The sequence below is a fragment of the Anaerospora hongkongensis genome (assembly GCF_004339805.1).
In the GTDB taxonomy this organism is placed as follows: domain Bacteria; phylum Bacillota; class Negativicutes; order Sporomusales; family DSM-15969; genus Anaerospora; species Anaerospora hongkongensis.
In genome coordinates this window covers 309038-330643 of the sequence record NZ_SLUI01000003.1, presented here as the reverse complement: position 1 = coordinate 330643, position 21606 = coordinate 309038, and the positions used below count along the sequence as shown (strand labels likewise).

The 21606-nt window shown below is 42.8% G+C and carries 19 protein-coding genes and 2 pseudogenes; 1 reads left to right on the top strand and 20 read right to left on the bottom strand.

What is annotated here, in order from left to right:
* Nucleotides 1–531 precede the first annotated feature (531 nt).
* The 11 genes and pseudogenes from EV210_RS06285 to EV210_RS06240 all read right to left on the bottom strand — a co-directional run bounded on the left by EV210_RS06285 (nt 532) and on the right by EV210_RS06240 (nt 10363).
* Nucleotides 532–1407: a LysR family transcriptional regulator gene (locus EV210_RS06285; protein WP_132077221.1), complete on the bottom strand. Its 876-nt coding sequence runs from the start codon at nt 1405–1407 to the stop codon at nt 532–534.
* Nucleotides 1408–3573: 2166 nt separating this feature from the next.
* Nucleotides 3574–3720, bottom strand: coding sequence for a hypothetical protein (locus tag EV210_RS22540; protein WP_165898813.1), 147 nt, complete (start codon nt 3718–3720; stop codon nt 3574–3576).
* Nucleotides 3710–3874 carry a hypothetical protein gene (locus EV210_RS23425; protein WP_165898812.1) on the bottom strand — a complete coding sequence of 55 codons (165 nt, stop codon included), beginning with the start codon at nt 3872–3874 and terminating at the stop codon, nt 3710–3712. Before EV210_RS23425 ends, EV210_RS22540 begins: the two co-directional genes overlap by 11 nt.
* Entirely contained in the window at nt 3868–3987 is a 120-nt protein-coding gene (locus tag EV210_RS23420; RefSeq protein WP_132077218.1) for a hypothetical protein, read from the bottom strand. The genes EV210_RS23425 and EV210_RS23420 overlap by 7 nt, the downstream gene beginning before the upstream one ends.
* Before the next feature lie 64 nt (nt 3988–4051).
* Nucleotides 4052–4210: a DUF2922 domain-containing protein gene (locus EV210_RS06270; protein WP_165898810.1), complete on the bottom strand. Its 159-nt coding sequence runs from the start codon at nt 4208–4210 to the stop codon at nt 4052–4054.
* Between the two features lie 49 nt (nt 4211–4259).
* Entirely contained in the window at nt 4260–4598 is a 339-nt protein-coding gene (locus EV210_RS06265) for a DUF3870 domain-containing protein (RefSeq protein ID WP_132077212.1), read from the bottom strand.
* Between the two features lie 146 nt (nt 4599–4744).
* Nucleotides 4745–5071: pseudogene (locus EV210_RS23415) on the bottom strand (methyl-accepting chemotaxis protein); the annotation flags it as partial.
* A gap of 800 nt (nt 5072–5871) precedes the next feature.
* A pseudogene (locus tag EV210_RS06255) lies at nt 5872–7218 on the bottom strand (pyruvate carboxylase subunit B).
* A complete protein-coding gene (locus EV210_RS06250; RefSeq protein WP_132077209.1) occupies nt 7193–7771 on the bottom strand; it encodes an HPP family protein in 579 nt (192 codons plus the stop codon). Before EV210_RS06250 ends, EV210_RS06255 begins: the two are co-directional and overlap by 26 nt.
* Before the next feature lie 79 nt (nt 7772–7850).
* Entirely contained in the window at nt 7851–8918 is a 1068-nt protein-coding gene (locus tag EV210_RS06245) for a mandelate racemase/muconate lactonizing enzyme family protein (protein ID WP_132077206.1), read from the bottom strand.
* Nucleotides 8919–8962: 44 nt separating this feature from the next.
* Complete coding sequence (locus EV210_RS06240) at nt 8963–10363, bottom strand: anion permease (RefSeq protein ID WP_132077203.1); 1401 nt, start codon at nt 10361–10363, stop codon at nt 8963–8965.
* 163 nt (nt 10364–10526) lie between these two features.
* Between EV210_RS06240 and EV210_RS06235 the strand changes: the two genes are divergently transcribed.
* A complete protein-coding gene (locus EV210_RS06235) occupies nt 10527–11423 on the top strand; it encodes a LysR family transcriptional regulator (RefSeq protein WP_132077200.1) in 897 nt (298 codons plus the stop codon).
* A 384-nt stretch (nt 11424–11807) separates the two neighbouring features.
* Here EV210_RS06235 and EV210_RS06230 read toward each other — a convergent pair whose 3' ends face one another.
* From EV210_RS06230 to EV210_RS06190, 9 genes are all read right to left on the bottom strand, one after another.
* Nucleotides 11808–12644 carry an SGNH/GDSL hydrolase family protein gene (locus tag EV210_RS06230; RefSeq protein ID WP_132077197.1) on the bottom strand — a complete coding sequence of 279 codons (837 nt, stop codon included), beginning with the start codon at nt 12642–12644 and terminating at the stop codon, nt 11808–11810.
* Between the two features lie 186 nt (nt 12645–12830).
* Nucleotides 12831–13247, bottom strand: a complete 417-nt coding sequence (locus EV210_RS06225; protein ID WP_132077194.1) for a helix-turn-helix domain-containing protein — start codon at nt 13245–13247, stop codon at nt 12831–12833.
* 153 nt (nt 13248–13400) lie between these two features.
* The gene (locus EV210_RS23285; protein ID WP_132077191.1) at nt 13401–14486 is read right to left on the bottom strand and encodes a methyl-accepting chemotaxis protein; all 1086 of its coding nucleotides are present in this window, start codon (nt 14484–14486) and stop codon (nt 13401–13403) included.
* 224 nt (nt 14487–14710) lie between these two features.
* Nucleotides 14711–15217: a 3-isopropylmalate dehydratase small subunit gene (locus EV210_RS06215; protein WP_132077188.1), complete on the bottom strand. Its 507-nt coding sequence runs from the start codon at nt 15215–15217 to the stop codon at nt 14711–14713.
* 13 nt (nt 15218–15230) lie between these two features.
* Entirely contained in the window at nt 15231–16484 is a 1254-nt protein-coding gene (locus EV210_RS06210) for a 3-isopropylmalate dehydratase large subunit (RefSeq protein WP_132077185.1), read from the bottom strand.
* Between the two features lie 50 nt (nt 16485–16534).
* Entirely contained in the window at nt 16535–17209 is a 675-nt protein-coding gene (locus EV210_RS06205; protein ID WP_132077182.1) for a haloacid dehalogenase type II, read from the bottom strand.
* A gap of 58 nt (nt 17210–17267) precedes the next feature.
* Complete coding sequence (locus tag EV210_RS06200) at nt 17268–18653, bottom strand: class II fumarate hydratase (protein ID WP_132077179.1); 1386 nt, start codon at nt 18651–18653, stop codon at nt 17268–17270.
* 44 nt (nt 18654–18697) lie between these two features.
* Nucleotides 18698–20101 carry an anion permease gene (locus EV210_RS06195; RefSeq protein ID WP_207900664.1) on the bottom strand — a complete coding sequence of 468 codons (1404 nt, stop codon included), beginning with the start codon at nt 20099–20101 and terminating at the stop codon, nt 18698–18700.
* A 37-nt stretch (nt 20102–20138) separates the two neighbouring features.
* Nucleotides 20139–21497 (bottom strand): pyruvate carboxylase subunit B, encoded by a 1359-nt coding sequence (locus tag EV210_RS06190; RefSeq protein ID WP_132077177.1) that lies wholly within the window; start codon nt 21495–21497, stop codon nt 20139–20141.
* Between the last annotated feature and the right edge of the window lie 109 nt (nt 21498–21606).

The following is a 21606-nucleotide window of genomic DNA, read 5'->3' as shown; positions in this document are numbered from 1 at the left end:
GTTTTGTTCTTCCTCCCGTTCAATAACATTTTGAAGGGATCCTCTATACCCAAACACACCTTTTGATGTTGCGCACAAAAGCAGCGGTATCAAGTATCAGGGCAGGCGTAGGTAGCTGCTCAACTGTCAACCAAGATAATTATCGGCTCATTATCCCTCCTATTTCCGTTATATATCTATTTATTTCAAAAAGTTGGCCAACTTTTCGTTTGTGAATCCACTTAATTATGTTAGGGACCACTATTGAACTTTTCAATCCCTTGCAAAATTTGTTTATTGTATCACGTCAGATTATCGTGTACTCATTCTTTGCAAATATTTTGCTGACTGAATTGCAAGCCAAGATCGGAGTATAAGCTCCGGTACCTAAGCCAAGTGGTACGCTACTAAAATTATAGTAAATCACCAAAAATATTGATAATATGAAATGCTGATCCTCAGCATAAATAATTAAAATATTTGCATTTATTGGACAAAACAAAGACCTACTCACATTGGCCTTTGCGCCAACATGGTAGGTCTAGCACTTTCTCACAAACTTATAGACCGAATATCCAACCCCTTCACAAAATCAACGAATGTCTTCACCAACGTGATTTTCAAACTGTCTTCGTGGTAAAACATCCAAGTCGGACGCTTCAGTGGTTCCCCCTGTCTGTCAATCATCTTAATTTTATATGCCTTTTCAGTATAATCCAATACCCCTTCTGGCAGAAAACCATACCCCAATCCTTTCATAATCATTCTTATACAGGAATCCACCGTATTTACTTCCATTCCGACATGTGGCGGTTGGGAAAAGTTGTCCTTCCACCAGGTATCCAGCATATCCCAAATAGGCTTACTTGTTGTATAATTTATCCATGTGGTTTTCGGAAGATCTGCAACCCTAATTTCGTTCGTAGAAACAAGAAACATGTTCTCTTCAAGAAGCAAGTCCTCCATACCAGACCACTCAAATTTCCCGTGGACGAAACAGACATCAATATCATGATTAATTATAAGATCGACAATTTTCCTACTGTCATTGGTGACAACTTTAAATTCAACATCTGGGTACCTCGCCTGAAACTGCCGCAGCAATTCCGGTAGTTTATGCCCGGTAAAATAATTGGACGCACCTATTCTTAATAGCCCCTTAACTTCATTCCTCATTGTCCAAATCGCGCCTTCGATAATATGCATCTTCTGCGACATTTCTCGGGCGCGTTCGACCAGATACTTACCTTCCGGAGTAAAATGCACTCCCTTTCTACCGCGTATTACAATTTGCGCTGCGAATCTGTCCTCGATTTGCTTTATCCGTGCGGTTAATGCTGGTTGCGAAATGAATAATACCTCAGCCGCTTTCGTAATACTTTTCTCTTCATACAGCTTTAGCAATATAGCCCAATCTTGTTCGTCCACTTTCTCACCTCCATAACCTCAAACCCACTTCGAAATCCACAGTCAACACTATTGGCCTCCTCGATACTGCCTGCACGTCTTTGACAAATGATCTGAAATATCTGTCCGTAACGTATTTTGTGTATCATTGAGAATGTTCCTAGGTTTTGTTGATTTAGTTCTACGGTTTTTCAAAAGAAATTAGATTACTGGCTAGAGCAAGCCTCACCCCCACGTCGACAGCCCGTCAGGGGCGACAGTGCCGACGTAATCGGCCCATTTACTGGTAAAGGCGAACGATACAATAATTCCTTAACTGAGCGGCTTCACTATGTCCCGCTGTTGACATGAAGGTTAATCTTACAGCCAACCTCCATAATATTCATTGACCAAATCTGTTCTAAAAATACAAAAACACGCCAGATGAAGTAATCATCACCTTTTAACGAAAAACCTCCCCGAGATATAATTGCGCCTCCATCCGTCATTCCTCCATTCTGTTAAATCACTAAACACTTAACTGCCGGAACCATATTTGACAAGACAAGGAGACCTCTTCGCACCTGATTTGAAGTCGCATGGCACTTGACTACAGCCAAGAACGGCATTGTTCTACGATATGCTTTGTGTATCGGGTTAATAAGAAGGAATAAAATTGACTCAGTATGCCCATGAGGACTGCTCCTATAAGGCACTTGTTATTGAAATGAATAAGGGTTTTAGGTTCTTGGCTGCGAGAGCGATGATGGTTCGATATATTGTCCTGGCCCAATCTATCTGGACAAATGCGTTCATTTACAGACAGATTGCTTTTTCAATATCTTGATTACGGTAGTACGTCTACAGGCCCTAAACCGAAAAACTTTAAAACAGCTTTAATTGTAACAATGAATGTCAGTGATGAAATTTATGTTGAAAGAGGGTTTAAAAATACTTTAACTAATTTTGCGGGAATTATGGGCCGCCTTGGGTAGTTGTGAACTACTAACTTTAACAAATACCGTTCAATTTGACGATTATTCAAAGTACGTTTATCTGATGCCGGATAAAGAAGAAAAATCTAATCGTGTCGAAAAAATATCGGCTGACGATTTGCAAAAAGCATTTGAATTAGGAGTCAGACTTATTAAATCGTAATTAACAATCTCTATCAGGACCTTCAGAACAAAAGGTATTCATGAGAATCGGCAGCCTCTTTTACCCTTCTTGGTCGGATGAATTACAATTTCATCCGGCTTTTATGTTGCAAGGACGGCCATTTTATATGAATGATTGTGTATACCTATACGGAAAATAAAGTCACTGGCACTAACCGACCACCCCGTAAACATTATTTAATAAGTTAATCTAAAGGATTTTGCTGTATTATCAAGATAAACCACCACCATCAACATACAAATATAATTTTACGATCCAGAAATCACAGAATATGTTTTGTCAAATAACTATTCGATACCATTTCTTCTTCCCCTCCCGGTTTACCTACATGACGTGATACGTCTGCGGAAACCTATTCTGCTTAGACTTCAAAAGACCTGACTTTGTCTTTAAACACTCCCCAGTGTATTTGAGCTGCAGAAGCCTAGTAATAAATGAATTATTTTAAGCCGTCGCCTGATACAGAAAAAAGAAACGATCCGGAGCGGGTTCTTATCATAAAGCTCAGTTAGGTTATATTCAGATCTCAGCATCATTTTTTCGTAATCGCCATTCTTTCAACGTAATTAACACGTTTGGATAATTGCATTGGTAAGTTCAATAAGATCTTTTTTACTACATTTCTCATGTGTCATTTAATTAGGCATATTTCTTGCTTATATATTTAAAATAGGCGTTATTCTTCAAATTTGCCTTTCTGTTTCGTCAGAAGCCCGGCGCCCAGAAAACGAGGTGATATTAAAGTATACTCTACAACTCCTATTCACTTATATAACTAATATTCGAGCAGCTGTCGCGGTTACCAATGGAACGCGGTATTTTAAAGGTATACCCTGATGCGAAAACAAAATTTCTTTCGCCATACAAGGATCTCATTATAAAACTAATTCATAATAAGCGATGTATCTTTCTTAAGGAAGCTACAACCAGGCTATGACGAATACTTAGATCGGGCATGTTGAAACAATGGCGCGGCGAAACTGGATTAAATAATGAAAGCACCCCGTTTTTTCGGGCGTGCTTCATTATTCATAACGTATTCAATTTGCGAACTGTTAACACCAGTCCGAGAATATCTCGGATAAATTTCAACCGTTCGGGATGCTCTTTGTCGATGTCCTCCGGCAGAGCGTCCAACACCGCATCAATAGTGACCAGCAGTATGTCAAGATTCACGCTTGCCCAACTCCTTTCTTCCGGCGCTGGGCTTTGCTTCAGGCGCGGCAGCTGCTATCTCTTCTTCTTCCCGGATGCCGCTATCCATTTCCAGATCAGTAGCTTCAATCCTCTCCTCGTCAGCCGGCGGCGGGCCATAGACTGTTTTTAACATGACTTGTTCGCGACCTCCATCCTCTCTACGCAGTAGCACATTGTGTTTATACCGTCGGTAAAATCGGTCAAGCGTTTTTCTAACCTTACCAGAAGGAATAAAGCCACGATCATTGGGAAAACCGTAAGTCGCCGCCTGGCGCGCCATTTCTCCCATGTCGCGACCTCCTTTACTAAGCTAATTCGGTAATGCCAGTTGGCGGATTTGCGCCTCTTGGGCGACCACTAGATCACCGGTTGGTACTAGTAAAAGCGTTTTTAGCAAGCTGGTATTCATCACTGCATGTACTTTCGCTAAGGTGAGGCCATTTTTTTGTTCCTTCACGGCGACCGTCACCGACTTACTGCCCTGGTTTGAATACCATTCCAGTGTTTTCGTATTGGTATCAGCTAGCAGCCTCTTTTCTATTTTTGTGAAACACTACATACTTAGCGTAAATAGTGCGCAACGAGGTAATTATTGCCTTTCGAGCATCACCTTGGTAATATACACTAATACTGTTTACTATCTCCCCTATTCCATTCATTAAACTATTTCCAACAAGTAAACTTGCTATAAAATTTCTTGAGAGCTGGGTCAACACTGTGTACTCCACTTCAACGATTTCGCCCGATTGCATATCAATTAGGACAACTAGCGAAATATATTTATACTTTTTAAATGATGCCGTATCTACTGGCAATTTTGCTGATCCGGAAAACAGTACTATATTTTTGTTGAACATCTTATTATCCCTTTCATATAAAAATGGTACCAGCTAACGCTAGTACCAATACAATATAAAACCTTGACCAAGGATCACCGCTCGATTAACGTATAAAATTGACCTTTTAAGTAAGTGTGCCGTAATTTCTCCAAATATACTACTCGTTAGGTTCTCTTCACTAAACTTAGCATCTCCTCACTGATCTGTTGTAAATCGTTTATCATGTTTGTAATGGATTGAGTTGCAACAGCCTGTTCCATAGTAATTGTCGCCGTCTGCTGCGTATTTTGAATGACTAACCCCATAGATGATTTCATTTGATTTAACAGTTCACTTATGTTTTTAACCGATTCACTACTTTGCACCGATAACTTTCGGACTTCATCAGCGACTACAGCAAATCCTCTCCCTTGATCACCAGCCCTTGCTGCCTCAATGGCAGCGTTTAACCCTAGAAGATTTGTTTGACTGGCAATTTGTCGAATGGCATCCAATATTTGGTGAGAATTATTAACATCAAGAGAAGCTTGACCTGAGAGTTGCTTTACCTCCTGCATAGTTGATGCCAACTCTTCAAGCGAAGCATTGAGCTCTTCCACTGTGGCAGCTACAAGAGAAACCGAGTTGTTTATACGTTGGGCATTTGTTAATAGAATTTGGTTTAAATTTTGATTTTGAGCAAATGTAATGACTTTCTGTGCCATGCGGCTGATTGTCTCTGGCGTTCCTTCTCGGGGAGGGCTAGCTATTACTGTTACCTCATGCCTAAGCATCTCGCCATATTTTGTATATAAAGTCCTTCCCTCCGAAACATGCCCTTCATATCCAATGATATAGTCAGTGCTGGATATGTCTTCTTTGACTTGTTCTTCATTATCTTCCTCAAAGGCTGTAATCGTATATGTCACGTGAGTAAGCTGATATTCCTTCAAAAACTTCAGCATTACACCCGCACCATCATGATTATTGTTAAAGATTACGACCTTGTTACCAGCTGGTATTCGGGAAATCTGAATAAAGAAAGAAACCGGTGGACGCATCTCTAACGCGCAAACTCTATCCGCTCCGTATTGGCTCTCAAATTCTTTTTTGCGAGTGTTATAGCACACGTATATATCAGCAGTAAGTTTAGTATAGTTTTGTAAAGTAGCCTTCTTGCAGGTAACCATGTTTCCTAAAGTATTTACAACTACACTTTCAAGCTCTTGCGCAGCTATTTCATTGTTTCCAACTAAAACAAGTTCTATTGCCAAATTATATTTTCACTTCCTCCGGGTATCATCATGTATAGTCAGCACCTTCCAGCCTTTTGAAAATAAGCCATTGCCACTTCAGGAAACAGTGCATAGGATAAGACGTCCTCAATAGGCGGGCTTGTATATCCTTTGTCGATCAGTTGCGCTCTCAAAGCTTCCATCTGTGGTGCGATATCATCCGCAGGACGATGTGTGATTATTGTTTCATTACCAAGCATAGCTTGGCGTACTTCCTCCGATATCGGTGCCGGCGTACGCCCATACTTTCCTCTTGCTAAATCCTTCACTTCACGCGGAACAATCTTATATCTACCCAACATTTCATTAAAGGCAGATGCTGAGCCCACTATTTGGCTAGTCGGAGTAACCAGCGGCGGATAGCCTATTTCGGCCCGAACTCGCGGCATTTCTTCAATAAGCTCAGGGTACTTATCAGCCATTCCCTGTTCTTTCATCTGGCTGAGCAGGTTGGATAGCATGCCGCCGGGGATTTGGAAGGTGAGTACTTTCGTGTCGATATCGATGGCTGTATTAAGCTTAAATGTTCCAGCCAATTCTTTCTTAACGCCACGAAAATAATCGGCTATGGGATAGAGAGCTTCTTTTCTCAGGTCAGTGATGCAGGCATGGCCTTCCAGGGAAGCGACAATAGCTTCCGTAGCCGGCCGGGAGGTGCCAAGAGCAAATGGCGACAGGGCGCAATCTACAATGTCCACACCGGCTTCTATTGCCTTCAGATAAGTCATTGACGCCATGCCACTCGTGTAGTGAGTATGCAATTGAATTGGCACCGGGATCTCGGCTTTTAATGTTTTAACCAGCTCATATGCTGCATACGGTGCCAAAAGACCGTCCATGTCTTTAATGCATACGGAGTCGGCACCTAACTGTACAATATTTTTTACAACCTCTAAAAAGGTTTCATTAGTGTGAAACGGGCTGATAGTATAAACAAAACAACCTTGAACAAGAGCGCCTGCCTATTTTGCTGCACGCATTGCTACTTCCAGGTTGCGCACATCATTCAACGCGTCAAAGATGCGAGTGATACCAACACCATTCTACTGCTCTGTTTACAAATTCCCGCACGACATCATCGGCGTAATGGTTATATCCTAAGATATTTTGGCCTCTAAGCAGCATCTGAATCGGAGTCGTTTTTATATATTTCTTCAAGGTTCGAAGCCTCTCCCATGGATCTTCGTCTAAAAAGCGCAAGCAACTGTCAAAGGTAGCTCCCCCCAAGCCTCCAGTGAGGCGAATCCGATCTCATCAAGTCGTTCAAGAGCAGGTATCATTTGCTCTGTTCTCATTCGTGTCGCTGCTCAGGATTGATGCCCGTCTCGCAGTACGGTTTCAGTAATTTTTACGGGAATAAACATTTTGCAACTTACCTCTCTGTTGTCGTTTCGTTCTTGAAGCAGTTCGTATTTGCCACCAATACCTAGGGTACTTACGCCTTGCTATAAATCTGTGAAAAACATACGCAGTAACGACTAACACAATACACCCTGCTAGTAAAGGCTCTATAAGGAAGAACCACGAGTTTTCACCTTTCATTATAAGTAAAATTGGGTTTGACGCAGCCGGTGGATGGGTACAATGAGTAATTTGCATCATCAATATTGCAGTCCCAACTGCTATTGCGTATGACCACCAGACTTGGCCAAAGCAGACCAAGCATAATAAGCCAAACAAGCCTGAAATAAAGTGTCCAGCAATGATGTTGCGCGGTTGAGCATAGTCACTATCCCAACATGTAAATACCAGCAAGCACGTCGCTCCAAACGGAGCTATAAGCAGCGGCTGTTTGTTGGCTGAAGACAGGAAAGCAAGAATAGCCATTCCCCAAAAAGCTCCAAATGCCGGTTCTTTATAACAAAAAACTATCTTTCTGTTCATTGCTGCGAAAAAACATCTTGTATCTAACTCCATTGTGGCTCCAATTTACTCATGCTGTTTTCTACTAATTTGCACGTATATTTAATTCCATTCAATCTATATACTCACGCATTTATTCAAAGTGCTTTATCTTTTCCCAGTCCCAAATAATCCCGTGACCTGGGCGTTGAGGAGGCACTGCATAACCTGCTTCTATTGTCAGAGTCTCTCCAAGAATGTCATTAATCAAAGGAAAATGCTCAATTGAAACACAATTGACCGTAGATGCCGCTAAATGAACGTGGAGCTCAGGCAAAAAGTGAGGACTGACTACAACACCAAACCCCTCTGCAATAGTAGCGATTCGTCTCCACTCAGATATACCGCCTACCAACGGTGCATCGGGCTGACAAACAGTCGCAGCTCCTTTTTGCAGATATTGAACAAATTCAAATCTTCCTTGGAGATGCTCACCCACTGCAATGCTTAATTTTAACTGTTCAGCTAACCGACGATGCCCCTCTACATCGTCTGAGATGAGCGGCTCTTCCATCCAGTAAATGTCTAGTTGCTCCAGGTGTTTTCCAAACCACAAGGCATCCGTATAATTAAATCGTTCGTTACAGTCTATCATCATTTGGAGGCTAGGAACATGCTCACGGACTGCCTTGATTCTTGCGAGGTCGTTATTAATCCCCAGCGCTCCTGCTCGCAACTTGATAGCTTTATATCCTTCTTCCTGGTAAGAAATAGCTCCTTCGATTAATTGCTCAATACTCATTCCATGAGTTGCACGGCCACTTCCATAAATTTGGATTTTCTCTTTGTGTGCACCCAATAGCTCATACAAAGGCTTTCCTTGTTTTTTCCCCCGCAAGTCCCAAATTGCAATATCTAGGGCAGATAATGCAGGCAGAGCAACGCCTCTTCCTAATCGATGAGTTTTATCCCAAATTTGATACCATATCATTTCCCACCGTATTTCTTGTTGCCCAATTACCAAAGGTGCTAACATATCTTCGATGATTTTTTTTATTGCACTTCCCCCTCCGGTAAGGGCATAGCTAAATCCTGTTCCTACTATTCCGTCATTTGATACGATTTCCACTAGTATAACCTCTACTTGCGTAGCTCCTGAGCCACCTCTTCCTGCACCTAGCGGAATTGTAACTAGTCTCGCATTGATTGATGACAGTACCATTTTCACTCACCTTTTGTATTATTCTAAAACTTGTTTATTTGTCCTTACCATAGCCCAATCACTTTCCACCATGCAACGCCGATAGTTCCCCAAACCAAGATATGAACTACGGATAAAATAAATCCTAAGCGCCACCAAGTAGCTTGATCCAGATATCCCGCATTAAAGTATATGGGGGCCGGGCCGGTTGAGTAGTGGGTTAGAGTAGTAAACAAGCTGGACAAATAACCCATTGATAGCGCTGCCAAAAGACCGGGTGCCCCCGCTGCGACCGCAACTGCAATAAAAGCTGCGTACATAGCGGAAACATGCGCCGTAATGCTTGCAAAAATATAATGTGAAAAATTGTAAACCAAACATAGACCAACCAGCGCTAAAGTCCAGCTAATTCCGGTCATTGAAGCAGCAACCGTTTTGGCAAACCAGGGGATTAGGCCGAGTGAAGATAGGTTAGCTGCCAAAGCAGTGAGTCCCCCCATCCATATCATCGCATCCCATGCTCCTTTTTCTTCCGTAACATCCTGCCAAGTGATAATCCCCGTGACTATCATAAAACAAACACCTGTTAGTGCAACTGCCGTTGCATCCAAATTAGTAAGTTGAGCAGTACTCCACAATAAAAGAGCCCCTATGAATACAATACACATTAGCTTTTCTTCTCGACTGAGCGGCCCCATCTTTTCAAGTTCTTGAATCGCTAGTGCTTTGGCCTCTGGTGTCTTCGTAATTTCTGGCGGATAAAGCTTATAGATAACAATGGGCACCAGCATCAGCGAAATCAGACCCGGCACGATACCTGCCAGCGCCCACTGACCCCAGCTAATATTTACATTGATTGTCTTCTGAGCTAACAACACAATCAGTGGGTTAGCTGCCATTGAGGTTATAAACATAGCTGATGTTACGCAATTTCCCTGGAAACTTGTTTTCATTAAATACGCACCAATCCGTCTGGAAGTTTCTCCCGGCTCCGAGTTAAATGCAGAGCAAAGACTACGCACAATCGGGAACAGAACACCTCCACCCCTAGCGGTATTTGATGGCGTTGCCGGACTGATTATTAAATCACTAATCACTAACGCATAACCCAATTTCAACGAACTGTCACCAATTACTTTCATAATCATATAGGAAATTCTTCTACCTAATCCGGTTTTAATAAAACCCTTTGCAAACAGGAACGCCGATACGATTAACCAAATAGTAGTATTAGAAAAGCCGCTCAGTGCTTGAGCAGGGGTGATCACCCCAACTAACATAGGAAAGGTTAAACCAATTAATGCCATAGCGCCAATAGGCAACGGCTGAAGTATTAAGCCTGTAATAGTTGCAACAAATATGGAAAACAAATGCCAAGCCTGGATTTTAACTCCCTCAGGTGCAGGAATAAACCATAAAAAGGCGCCAAAGAAGACCACTATGAGCCCGCGAATCAACTTGCTCATTTTTTTACTCCCCTTTCAATGATATCAAACTGCCTTACTAAATCCTTGCCGGCAAACTTGTCTACTACGGATATCCATTTACAGTGTAGCTTTTAATCCTATAAATGAAAAATTCATATTCATAATGGTATAATGAATATAAACTATACAAGCTGGAGGTACTATGGATTTACGCCAGTTAGAATACTTTCATTCAGTTGCTAAGCTTAGTAGCATAACTAGGACTGCTGAACAGACCTATGTTTCACAATCTACCGTTACTGTAGCAATTCAAAAGCTTGAGGAAGAATTAGGTGTCGTATTACTTGACCGAAGTCAAAAACAGTTGTCTCTAACTAAGGAGGGTAAAGCATTCGACAATAAAATCACGGATGTTTTATCCCTATTACAGGATGCAGTCGCGGAAATTCAAAGTTACCGCGAATTCCAAAAAGGTTCACTTAAATTCGGAGTGCCTCCGATGCTTGGACCGTTTTTACTGCCAAAGATATTAGAAGGATTTACAAAACGCTACCCGGGGTTAGAATTATCTACGATTGAAGACGGCTCATTTAACCTCCGTCAATTACTTGAAAAGGGCGAGCTTGACCTTGGAATTGTCCTTTATCAACCCTCACCGTTACTTGAAATGCTCTTCATTTCTAAAGAACAATTCATGGTGTGCCTTCCTCCAACTCATCCTTTAGCAAGCTGCCCTACTATCTCACTTGACCAACTGCGTGACGATCCTTTTATTATGTTTAAAGAAAGCACCTACGTTCGCAAAGTAATCCTTGAAGATTGTCAAGAATACGGTTTTAGTCCAAAGATCCTACTGTCCTCAAACCAGCTAGAGACTATGAGAAGATTGGTGGCAAAGGGATCCGGTGTTTGTTTCCTGATTGAAGGAATCGCTCGTAAAAGCGAAGGGTTAGTGGCTATTCCCCTAAAAAACCCTCTGTACATCGAATTTGGTCTTGCATGGAAGAAAGATCGATATTTGTCATTGGCAACTCAAGCCTTTATCCGTTTCATTACCGAATTACTGGGCCAGCCTTCGTTTACCAGTGAGAAAAGCTAAAAGCAACCAAATCTACTAATAAAAAAAGCCTACCATTACGATAGGCGAATAAACTTCGTTCAAGCACTATTTATCTTAATTACTCTTGTAATTCAGCAATTATCTGACGTAGTCTTCCAATTTTTACTCATATACTTTTCGAAACTAAGTACTCCAGGACGTCGTGAAATCACTCTAGACACTCCTGCTTTAAGCTAGACCTCATTGTTAAAATCTGATTCTTTTGGTAATTAAGCACTCCGCGCCTTAATTTTCCCCAGCGTAGACAGCGTCAAATCCTTGGAAGTTTGTCGCTGTCTACGCTTTTTATCAAGAACCTGACTCGATCCCTAATATTTAAAACAGCATTGAATTGTGAGTGACTTAGCTGCAAGCACAAATTTATCAACGACTAAAATATTCTTGCACAGTGTCCCAAGCAATTTCTTGCAAATGTCTGGCTACAGATTCATCAAGCCCCCCACTATATTTAAGACCAACTGGGGATTTTTTAAATATAGTAGCATAGATCGTCGCTCCGGCGAGATAAGATCCTGCAACGCTGGGATGGCGTTTGTCAGGAGCCCACAGATTGATATCTGGTCTTAGAGTGATAGAGTTTGCAAAAGCCAAACCCGCCGGAATCACTAGTACGTTATTATCATTGCCAGCTTGTGTATAGGCAATTTCTAACTGTCGTGTCATTTCAGGCTTATCGGCATATGCCCAGGACATAAAAAGTACTGGGATAGTGCTATACCGGCGCACTGTATCACTATGTTTCTTGGCATATTCCTTGAACACATTTTCTAACTTAGGGTGAATTGGACCTTGGCTTGAATCAATCATGATGGCCACATCAAACAGTTTCTGATTAGGGTCATTAAAATTAAGATTATTGTTACTATCAAATGAGTATGTACCTATAGCGTTTGGTCTAAAGTAAGAATTGACATCATGCCAATCTAACCCAGAGCCACCAATGGTAACAAGGGTGGAACGTAATCGATGCCCAGGTATTCCTTCCTTTATCATTCCGTCAACAAATCTGTGTATGCCATTATTAAAGAAGAAGAAACTATTACCAATATAAATCATTGAAGCGGGACCCTGTGAGCCTATGTCTTTGATCTTTGGCGCAATACTATTTTCTTGAGCCAACGCTAGCCCGGACATAGCCCAAGTCAAGGTGAAGATGACCAGCAAACATACCAATAGTACCGACGAATTAGCTTTTCTCATGATTTGCCTCCTCGATTATTTAATACAAAAACAATGAGTTACATGAGGTTAGAAATACAAATCCTGCCTAAACAAACATGAGGATTGATAATACATTATCACCTATTTTATGACGCACTCTACCTCCTTTCCCTGAGGTTCGGCGATTAAACTATATCTAACGATTGGTCTTCCGACTTTTCGTATTCAATTTTTTTTACTCAATATGCTTTTAGAAACCAGGTAACGTCGTGCGTTCACTCTAGACACTTCTGCTTTAAGCGCAACCTCATTGGCGTAAAAACCTAATTCTTTTGGAAAACAATCAATCCTCGCCCTAATTGTTCCCAGGGTAGTTTCGCTCAAGCCTTTGGGAATTTGACATTGCAACGTCTTTTTATCGATAAAAAGATGTTGCAACTCATTATGCTGCAGCATGCAAGTCTGTTGCTCCATATTTAATTTCAAATATCTCTTGCTTTCCAGAATGCGAACAAGGAAAAGCACCTTATTCTGGGGCAGCGTCAGCCTGCTGCATAACTCGGATAATTCTAATTTCGTTCTATTTAAAGAAAGATACTCAAGTACGTCTAAGGCTCTCTCAACAGCCTGAGCGTTGTCCATACAATTCCCCTCTCTTACCAACACTCAGCTTTTATAATAAACCCGGCATTCACATTTCTCTAAAGAGTATCCATTGCTTGTTAAATCTGGCTAAACGGATCATCCTAGGTACAGAATATAGCGGATGCTCCTTAAATATTTAGTTAATTAGGTTCAATTTTTCGTGCTTGCCGCTAACGCCAATAAATTTTCTCCAACCCTCCGCAATCCATCAAGCATTTCAGCTATTTCTTGTGTAGCTTTTGCTTGTTCCTGAGTAATTACATTACTTTGTTCAACATTGCTTTGAACTTGTTCAACGGAATCCCTGAAGTTATTGAGCATCTGATTGATAACACCCGCCGATTTATTACTTTCGTCGGCTAGCTTGCGAACTTCCTCGGCCACGACCGCAAAACCCCGTCCATGGTCACCAGCCCGGGCCGCTTCAATTGCCGCATTTAGGCCCAGCAGATTAGTTTGTTGGGCCACGCGTCGAATAATCCCTAATATTTCTGAAGTCTTTTCTACTTCTTTCGCGGCATTTTTTGAAATACTAGCTGTCTCCTGACTTCTCGCTGCAAGTTCTTCTGATGAGGCAGTCAACTCTTGAATGGCGGCGACAGCTCTTTCTAGAGCAGTATAAATTTCAGTCACGTTTTTGTGGATCTGTTGGGTTTTATTTCTTTCTCGAACGCGCTCAACTTCCTGAGCTCTGGCTAATTTAACAGCCTCGTTAATCGACCTCTTTATTGATGCAGCCCCTGATTCGAATGCTTCAACGATCAACCCATACTCCTTGGCTATTTTCGCGCCGGTATTATCCCCGACAATCCCAGCAACCCCTGTCTGTGAAAGCTGCCCCATCAGTTGCCGAAGCTGCTCAGCATTTTTCCAAGGTCTTATAAAAATCTCAATATTCCCCACACGGAGATCTTGCTCGTTATCTTCAAGTACGCTATGGTTGGCAACGACCCCTACTTTGTTAATCCCATTAGCGGCTATCCGGTGAACAGGTTCCAAATAATCGCTTACTGCAGCTGAAATTTCAACCACCGTTTTTCCAGGAAGTTCCTTTAAAGCTTGAGCTATCCCTCCCCTACTGATATAAATCCCAATCTCGGGATAATTAAGGGCAATATTTTTTGCCTCATCCATCGTGCTTATTTCGATATATAAACTCACTCCCATTTCCTTAGCAACTAAAGAAGCCGCATCCGCTATCGCCTGAGAAGGTGCAACAAAAAGTATCGGATCCATTTACCCACTCCTCAACCGTTTAATACTTCCAGAACATTCTAAAAACAACTGCCGCCATGCTACGCGACTTAATAGCAAAAATAAACTCGAATATAAATGCTGTATTCGGTAGTAGATTTCTTATTGTGCTCTTTAGGAAACTACACACGGAAGGCTATCCACGCATGGATAACCCTCCACATGAAATATAAATTACATTTCTTAAATCATATGTCAAATCCCGTTTATGCCTGGCTCTCCAACTGTTTCTTGATCATCGGCTTTATCCCACCGCTGGCAAGTATATGCATTGTATAGTCTGAGAAAGGTTGCGCTTTGAGTGTTGCCCCTGTCGTTTCATTAGTTACCTTACCGGATAATATATCGACACTCAGAACGTCGCCCTTCTTTACAAGCTCACTTATGCCCGGGCAGACGATGACCGGTATCCCTAAATTAATTGCATTTCGGTAAAAAATGCGGCCAAAGGAATCCGCGAGAATTGCTCCAATACCTACCGATTTTAGCGTTACAACGGCATGTTCTCTGCTAGAGCCGCAGCCAAAGTTCGTTGAAGCAACAATAATGTCTCCCGTTTCAAACTCTTTAACGAAATTCGGATCAGCGCCTTCCATAGCATGTTTCGCGACATCTTCAGGATCAGTTAAATCTAAAAAGCGTCCTGGATAGATCTGATCGGTATCAATATTTGCACCAAATACGAAAGTCTTACCCTTAATTACTTTTTCCATCTTCAAGCACTCCTTAATCTAGATATTGCGAGGGATCAACAATTTTTCCTTCAAGCGCAGCAGCCGCTACAGCAGCCGGAGAACCTACATAAATCCCCGCCTTGCTGTGTCCCATACGCCCGGGGAAGTTTCTGCTTGAAGAAGTAATACAAGTTTCACCAGAAGCTAGCATACCTTGATGAGTACCGAGACATGCGGCACAACCCGGAGTGACGAAAGTGGCCCCGGCCTCAACAAGCGTCTGCATATATCCCTTAGCCATAGCTTCCAATAAAACATTCTTAGACGCAGGAACGACCAGGAAACGGGTACGCGGATTTATTTTCTTACCGGACAGTATCTTGGCCGCTATGGCTAAATCCTCCACACGCCCGCCTGTACAAGTCCCTAAAAAGGCCTGATTGATTGGTGTTCCAATAAACTCACTAATATCTGCTACATTGTCCACACTATAAGGTGCTGCGAGTTGCGGGTTTAGGTCAGACACGTCAAAAGTATGTTCGGCAGCATATTGGTAGCCAGGGTCCGTCGTAAAGATTTCATATTCGCGGGTAACTTTATCTTTTAAGAAATTCAAGGTAATTTCATCCGGCTGGATATAGCTTGTTTTTGCTCCCATTTCGGTGGTCATATTACAGAGAGCCATTCTTTCCGACACGCTTAACTCTTTAAGGACCGGACCTGTAAACTCTACTGCCTTGTATACCCCGTAATCTGCTCCTAGCTTACCAATTACGTGCAGAATAACATCTTTTGCAAAAACGCCGTGCGGAAGCTTTCCCTCAAGATTGATGCGAATAATTTCTGGCACCCGGAACCATAACTGTCCAGTAGCCATAATGATCGCCAGGTCGGTCGCCCCTACACCCGTGCCGAATGCACCAAAAGCCCCGTGGGTTGTAGTGTGAGAGTCGGTTACAACCAATACCTCACCAGGATAGGATAATCCCTTATCAGCCAATATTTGATGACAAACGCCTTGGTCAATGTCCATTAATAGATCGATGCCTTGATCCCAGCAAAACTCACGAAATTGCTTTTGATTATCTGCCTGAGTAATGGTGGAAGCCGGAGCATAATGGTCCAAAAAGACAATCACCTTGCTCGGATCATGTACCCTTTTACCACCCATTTCAAAGAAGGAACGTAACGTTTGTAGATACAAGTCATTGATACCAGCCATATCAACCTTACAATTTACGATTTCACCGGTAATAACAGTTTCTTTTCCTGCCGCTTTGGCCAATATTTTTTCTATTGCGTGCATGACAATCCTCCTAATATACTACTTCTATTCGTTTAGCAATAAACTGCAAATCATAGGACTTTTAATAATCCACTTAAATCGTTACATTCAAAATCGGGCTTATATATGGGATCTATCGGGAAATCGTGGAAGCGGTTTGACCATATACAAAGCAATCCTTCCGCCTTTGCTCCCATCATATCGAAAGGAGAGCCGGCAACATGCAAAACTTCTGCCCGTGCTAGTCCAAGTTTATCAAATGGAAGCTGATAAATTTTCGGGCTTGGTTTATACGCCTTTGCCTGCTCCGCACAAAAAATATAGTCAAAAACAATTCCTGTTGATCCCTCCAGACTTTTCAGCATCGCTTCATCACCATTCGATAATATAGCAATCGGATACCCCCTGCGTTTAATTTCTAAAAGGGTAGTTTGGGCCTCTGGCCATGCCGATAAATGCGACCAGGCATCGACTAGTTCCTCCCGGTTTGCCTCCGAACAGGTCAGGTCAAATTTTAGCAGCGTATAGTCCAGCGCGCATCTTGTTATATACCGGTAGCTAAGAAACCCTTTATTCATGGAACTGCTTAAGAGCACATAGTCCCATTGCCGTGTTCTCCACATTGCAAAAACAGCCGTCAGGTCTTTCCCACTCACATCAAAAACCTTTTCCAGGGCCGGTACCAAGCTACCTTTGATATCAAGTAACGCAGAATATGCATCGAAAGTTATGACTTTGTATTTCATTTACGTCCTCATCCCGTTTCAGTATTTCATATACCGCTTCAAGCTTGCACTCTGAATACTAGCGAGGAGAGATCATCCCGTTAGGATCCATGTGAAGATCATACTCCGCTTCAGTCACCCATCCGGTTGCCAACGCGGCCTCTTTTAGTGTTATTCCCTCATTCATAGCCGTTTTGATGATCTGGGTGGCTTTGTCATACCCAAGTAAAGGAACAAGCGCCGTCGAAACCATCATTGTCTGATTAAGGAAAAATTCGATTCTGTCTTTACGTGGGGTAATCCCTTGGGCGCAGTTTATATTGAACGATTGAATTGCATCTGCCAGTAGGCGTATGGACTGAATAAAGTTATAGGCTATAACAGGCATATATACATTCAATTGCAAAATACCCTGACTTGCTGCAAATCCTACCGTCACATCATTACCGAATATTTGTACGGCCACCATCGTCAGAGCCTCGCATTGCGTGGGGTTTACTTTTCCTGGCTGAATTACGCTTCCAGGCTCATTGACCGGGACTGCGATCTCACCGATTCCGCAACGCGGTCCACTGGCCAGCAGCCGGATATCATTCGCGATTTTCATCAAATCTGCTGCAAGTGTTCGTAGCATACCGTGCACTACCGTAATTTCGTCTTTGCTTGTTAATGAATGAAAGAAATTCTTGGCAGGCCGAAGTTTAAAGTTTGTCAGCAGGCTGAGTTCGTCAGCAACCATATCGGCAAATCCAACCTTGGTGGTAAGACCTGTACCTAGTACCATTCCACCAAGTGCGATGTCACGAAGGTATTCTACTCCCGACTCAATAAATTCAATGTTTCGCTCCAGCATTCTGGCCCAGGCGCTAATCTCCTGTCCTAAGGTTAAAGGAATGGCATCCATTAAGTGAGTTCTGCCAACTTTTACTATATCGGCGTATTCCTCGGATTTTTCAGTCAAAGTTATCTGCAGGGCTTTCATTGCCGGGAGAAGCTGATTGGTAATCATATCAATTCCCACCAGATGCATTGCAGTTGGAAATAAGTCGTTGGAACTCTGAGACAAATTGACATGGTCGTTCGCGTGAACGGATACGGTTTCGTTGTTTTCCTTAAGAATTTGGTTCGCCCTGAAGGCGACAACTTCACTAACATTTGAATTGAACTGGGTCCCGCTTCCTGTCTGCCATACAGCTAATGGAAAATTGCCCGTTAGTTTCCCCTGCTCAATCTCTTCACAAGCTTGTATGATTGCCCTGACCCTTGTTTCATCAATTAATCCTTGCTTAGCATTTACAGTGGTACAAGCTTTTTTCAGTGTAGCGAAAGCTCTTACCATTTCATCAGGGATCTTTTCGGTCCCAATCTTGAAATTTTCAATACTCCGCTGCGTGGACGCCCCCCACATTTTATCAGCAGGTACTTTCATTTCACCCATTGAGTCTTTTTCAACACGAAAGTCCATTCGTTTTCCTCCAGTGTAATTTTAATTTTGGGCATACGAATCGATTACCACAGTCCGAGAACTTTCCACCAAATAGCACCGCCACCAACCCAGATAATCATGTTGATTACTGAAACGATAAATCCAAGTTTCCACCATGTACCCTGTTCTACATACCCTGCTCCAAAGAGAATAGGAGCTGGACCGGCAGCATAGTGGGTAAGCGACATACAAAGGTTGGACATAAACGCTAACGCTAAAGCAGCCAGGTAAGGTGGTGTTCCCGCGGCAACAGCAACAGCTACAAATGCGGAATACATCGCGGTAATATGAGCTACCAAACTTGCAAATCCGTAATGCGCGTACATATAGACAATAAGCAATACCACGAAGGCCTGTAACCATGGCACTCCCGCCATATTGGCGCTGACAGCCTTGGCAAACCATGGAATAAATCCAAGCTTCGATAGGTAATCGGCTAAGCCAATTAAAGCTCCCATCCAGATCAGTGTATCCCAGGCGCCTTTTTCATCAAGAACATCTTTCCACTCGAGAACTTTGGTAATCATCATAACTGCAACCGCCAGCATTGCAACAACAGTTGCATCCAGCTTGGTATACTGCGATGTGCTCCATAAGACAAGTGCACCCACAAAAACAGCAGCTACGACTTTCTCCCCGAAAGACATTGTCCCCATCTTATCCAGTTCTTTCGCAGCAATTTCTTTGGCCTCAGGCGTATGAGTTATTTCTGGTGGATAAAACTTATATAAGAAATAAGGAACTATGACTAATGATATTAGACCGGGAACGATAGCTGCGAGGGCCCATTGCCCCCAGGTTATATTAATATTTAATGCTTTTGCCGCTAGCAAAGCAATGAGTGGATTACCTGCCATAGCCGTCATAAACATCGCTGAAGTTATGGTGTTTCCTTGATAGGCGGTTTGCATTAAGTAGGCACCAACACGACGCGCTGATGAGCCTGGCTCTGAATTAAAGGCAGAAGCAAGACTGCGTACAATGGGAAATAGAATGCCTCCTGCCCGGGCTGTATTGGAAGGGGTAGCAGGACTGATGATCAGGTCGCTAAGAACGATGGTATAGCCAAGCTTAAGCGTGCTGTCCCCCATTTTTCTAATGAGCACGTACGCAATCCGGCGACCTAAACCGGTTTTGATAAAACCTTTAGCAAATAAGAAAGCGGATACAATTAGCCAGATTGTACCATTACCAAAACCAGACAATGCTTCCGCTGGTTTTAGCACGCCCGACAGTGCACTGAATGTAACACTGATAAACGCAATAGAGCCAATTGGCAAAGGTTGCAGAATAAATCCTAAAATCGTAGCCACAAAAATAGCCAATAGCTGCCACGCTGCCGGTTTCAAACCGGAGGGAACGGGAAAAAACCAAATTGCAGCTCCAACTGCAAGAACGATAAGCCCCCGAAGCAAGTTACTATTCAACCTACTCAACCTCCCCTATTTATGTTTGAAAATTCCTCTACTGTTCTTTGCATTTTCCTATTTTACGAAAATACTTTAACGCGACATCTGGAAACAGCGCGTAAGATAAGATATCATCCATTGCAGGGTTCGAATACCCTTCAGCGACTAGATTTTCCCGCAGCGATTGTAGTTGTGGAGCAATGTCATCCGCGGGGCGGTGATCGATGATCGGTACATCACCTACAATCATCTTTCGGAATTCCGGATCAATCGGGGCCGGGGTGCGGCCATATTTGCCTCGCACTAAATCCTTGATTTCCCTCGGCACAATTTTATACCGTCCCATCATCACGTTGAACGCTGCCATAGAACCGGTAATCTGACTGGTAGGAGTTACTAGCGGCGGGTAGCCGAGTTCGGCCCGTACCCGAGGCATTTCCTCAAGTAGCTCGGGATATTTATCTGCCATTCCCTGCTCTTTCATTTGGTTGAGCAAATTAGAGAGCATACCGCCAGGAATTTGGAATGACAGCACTTTGGTATCGATATCAATTGCCGTGTTAAGCTTAAATGTCTCTGCCAACTCCTTTTTAACACTCCGGAAATGATCGGCAATGGGAAAAAGATCTTCTTTCCTGATAACCGTATCATAGTCAGTCCCTTCCAAGGCAGCGACGATAGCCTCGGTAGCAGGCTGTGAGGTACCCATCGCAAACGGGGAAAGAGCGCAATCAAGAATATCTACCCCAGCCTCTACCGCTTTAAGATATGTCATAGACGCCATACCGCTGGTGTAATGGGTATGGAGTTGAATAGGTAGACTAATTTCTGCCTTCAATGCCTTAACCAAGTCATACGCAGCATAAGGAGCTAACAGGCCGGACATATCCTTAATACATATGGAATCGGCGCCGAGCTGCACAAGTTCCCTCGCCACCTTCAAGAAACTTGCCTGATCATGATAAGGACTTATCGTATAAACAAATGCCCCCTGAACGTGCGCACCTGCAGTTTTTGCCGCCTGCATTGATACTTCCAGATTACGCACGTCGTTTAACGCGTCAAAAATACGAATAATACCGATGCCGTTGTCAACAGCCCGATTAACAAACTCTTGCACAACATCATCAGCGTAATGATTGTAGCCGAGAATGTTTTGGCCCCGTAAGAGCATTTGAATCGGTGTCTTCTTTAAATACTGCTTAAGGGTACGCAGGCGCTCCCAAGGATCCTCGTCCAAAAACCTTAGACAGCTGTCAAAGGTGGCTCCTCCCCACGCCTCAATCGCGTGAAACCCCACATTGTCGAGCTGTTCAAGCATTGGGATCATGTCTTTAGTGCGCATGCGTGTTGCGGCCAAAGACTGATGCCCGTCCCTGAGCACTGTTTCAGTTACTTTTACAGGTTTAGTCATAACGCTCTCCTTTCATTAATCCTTCGGCACTGAACTAAATTAACGAGCACCTCCTCATTCAATTTGCACAATTAAATTTATGCAAAAAGTGTGCCAACTCTCCAACCAG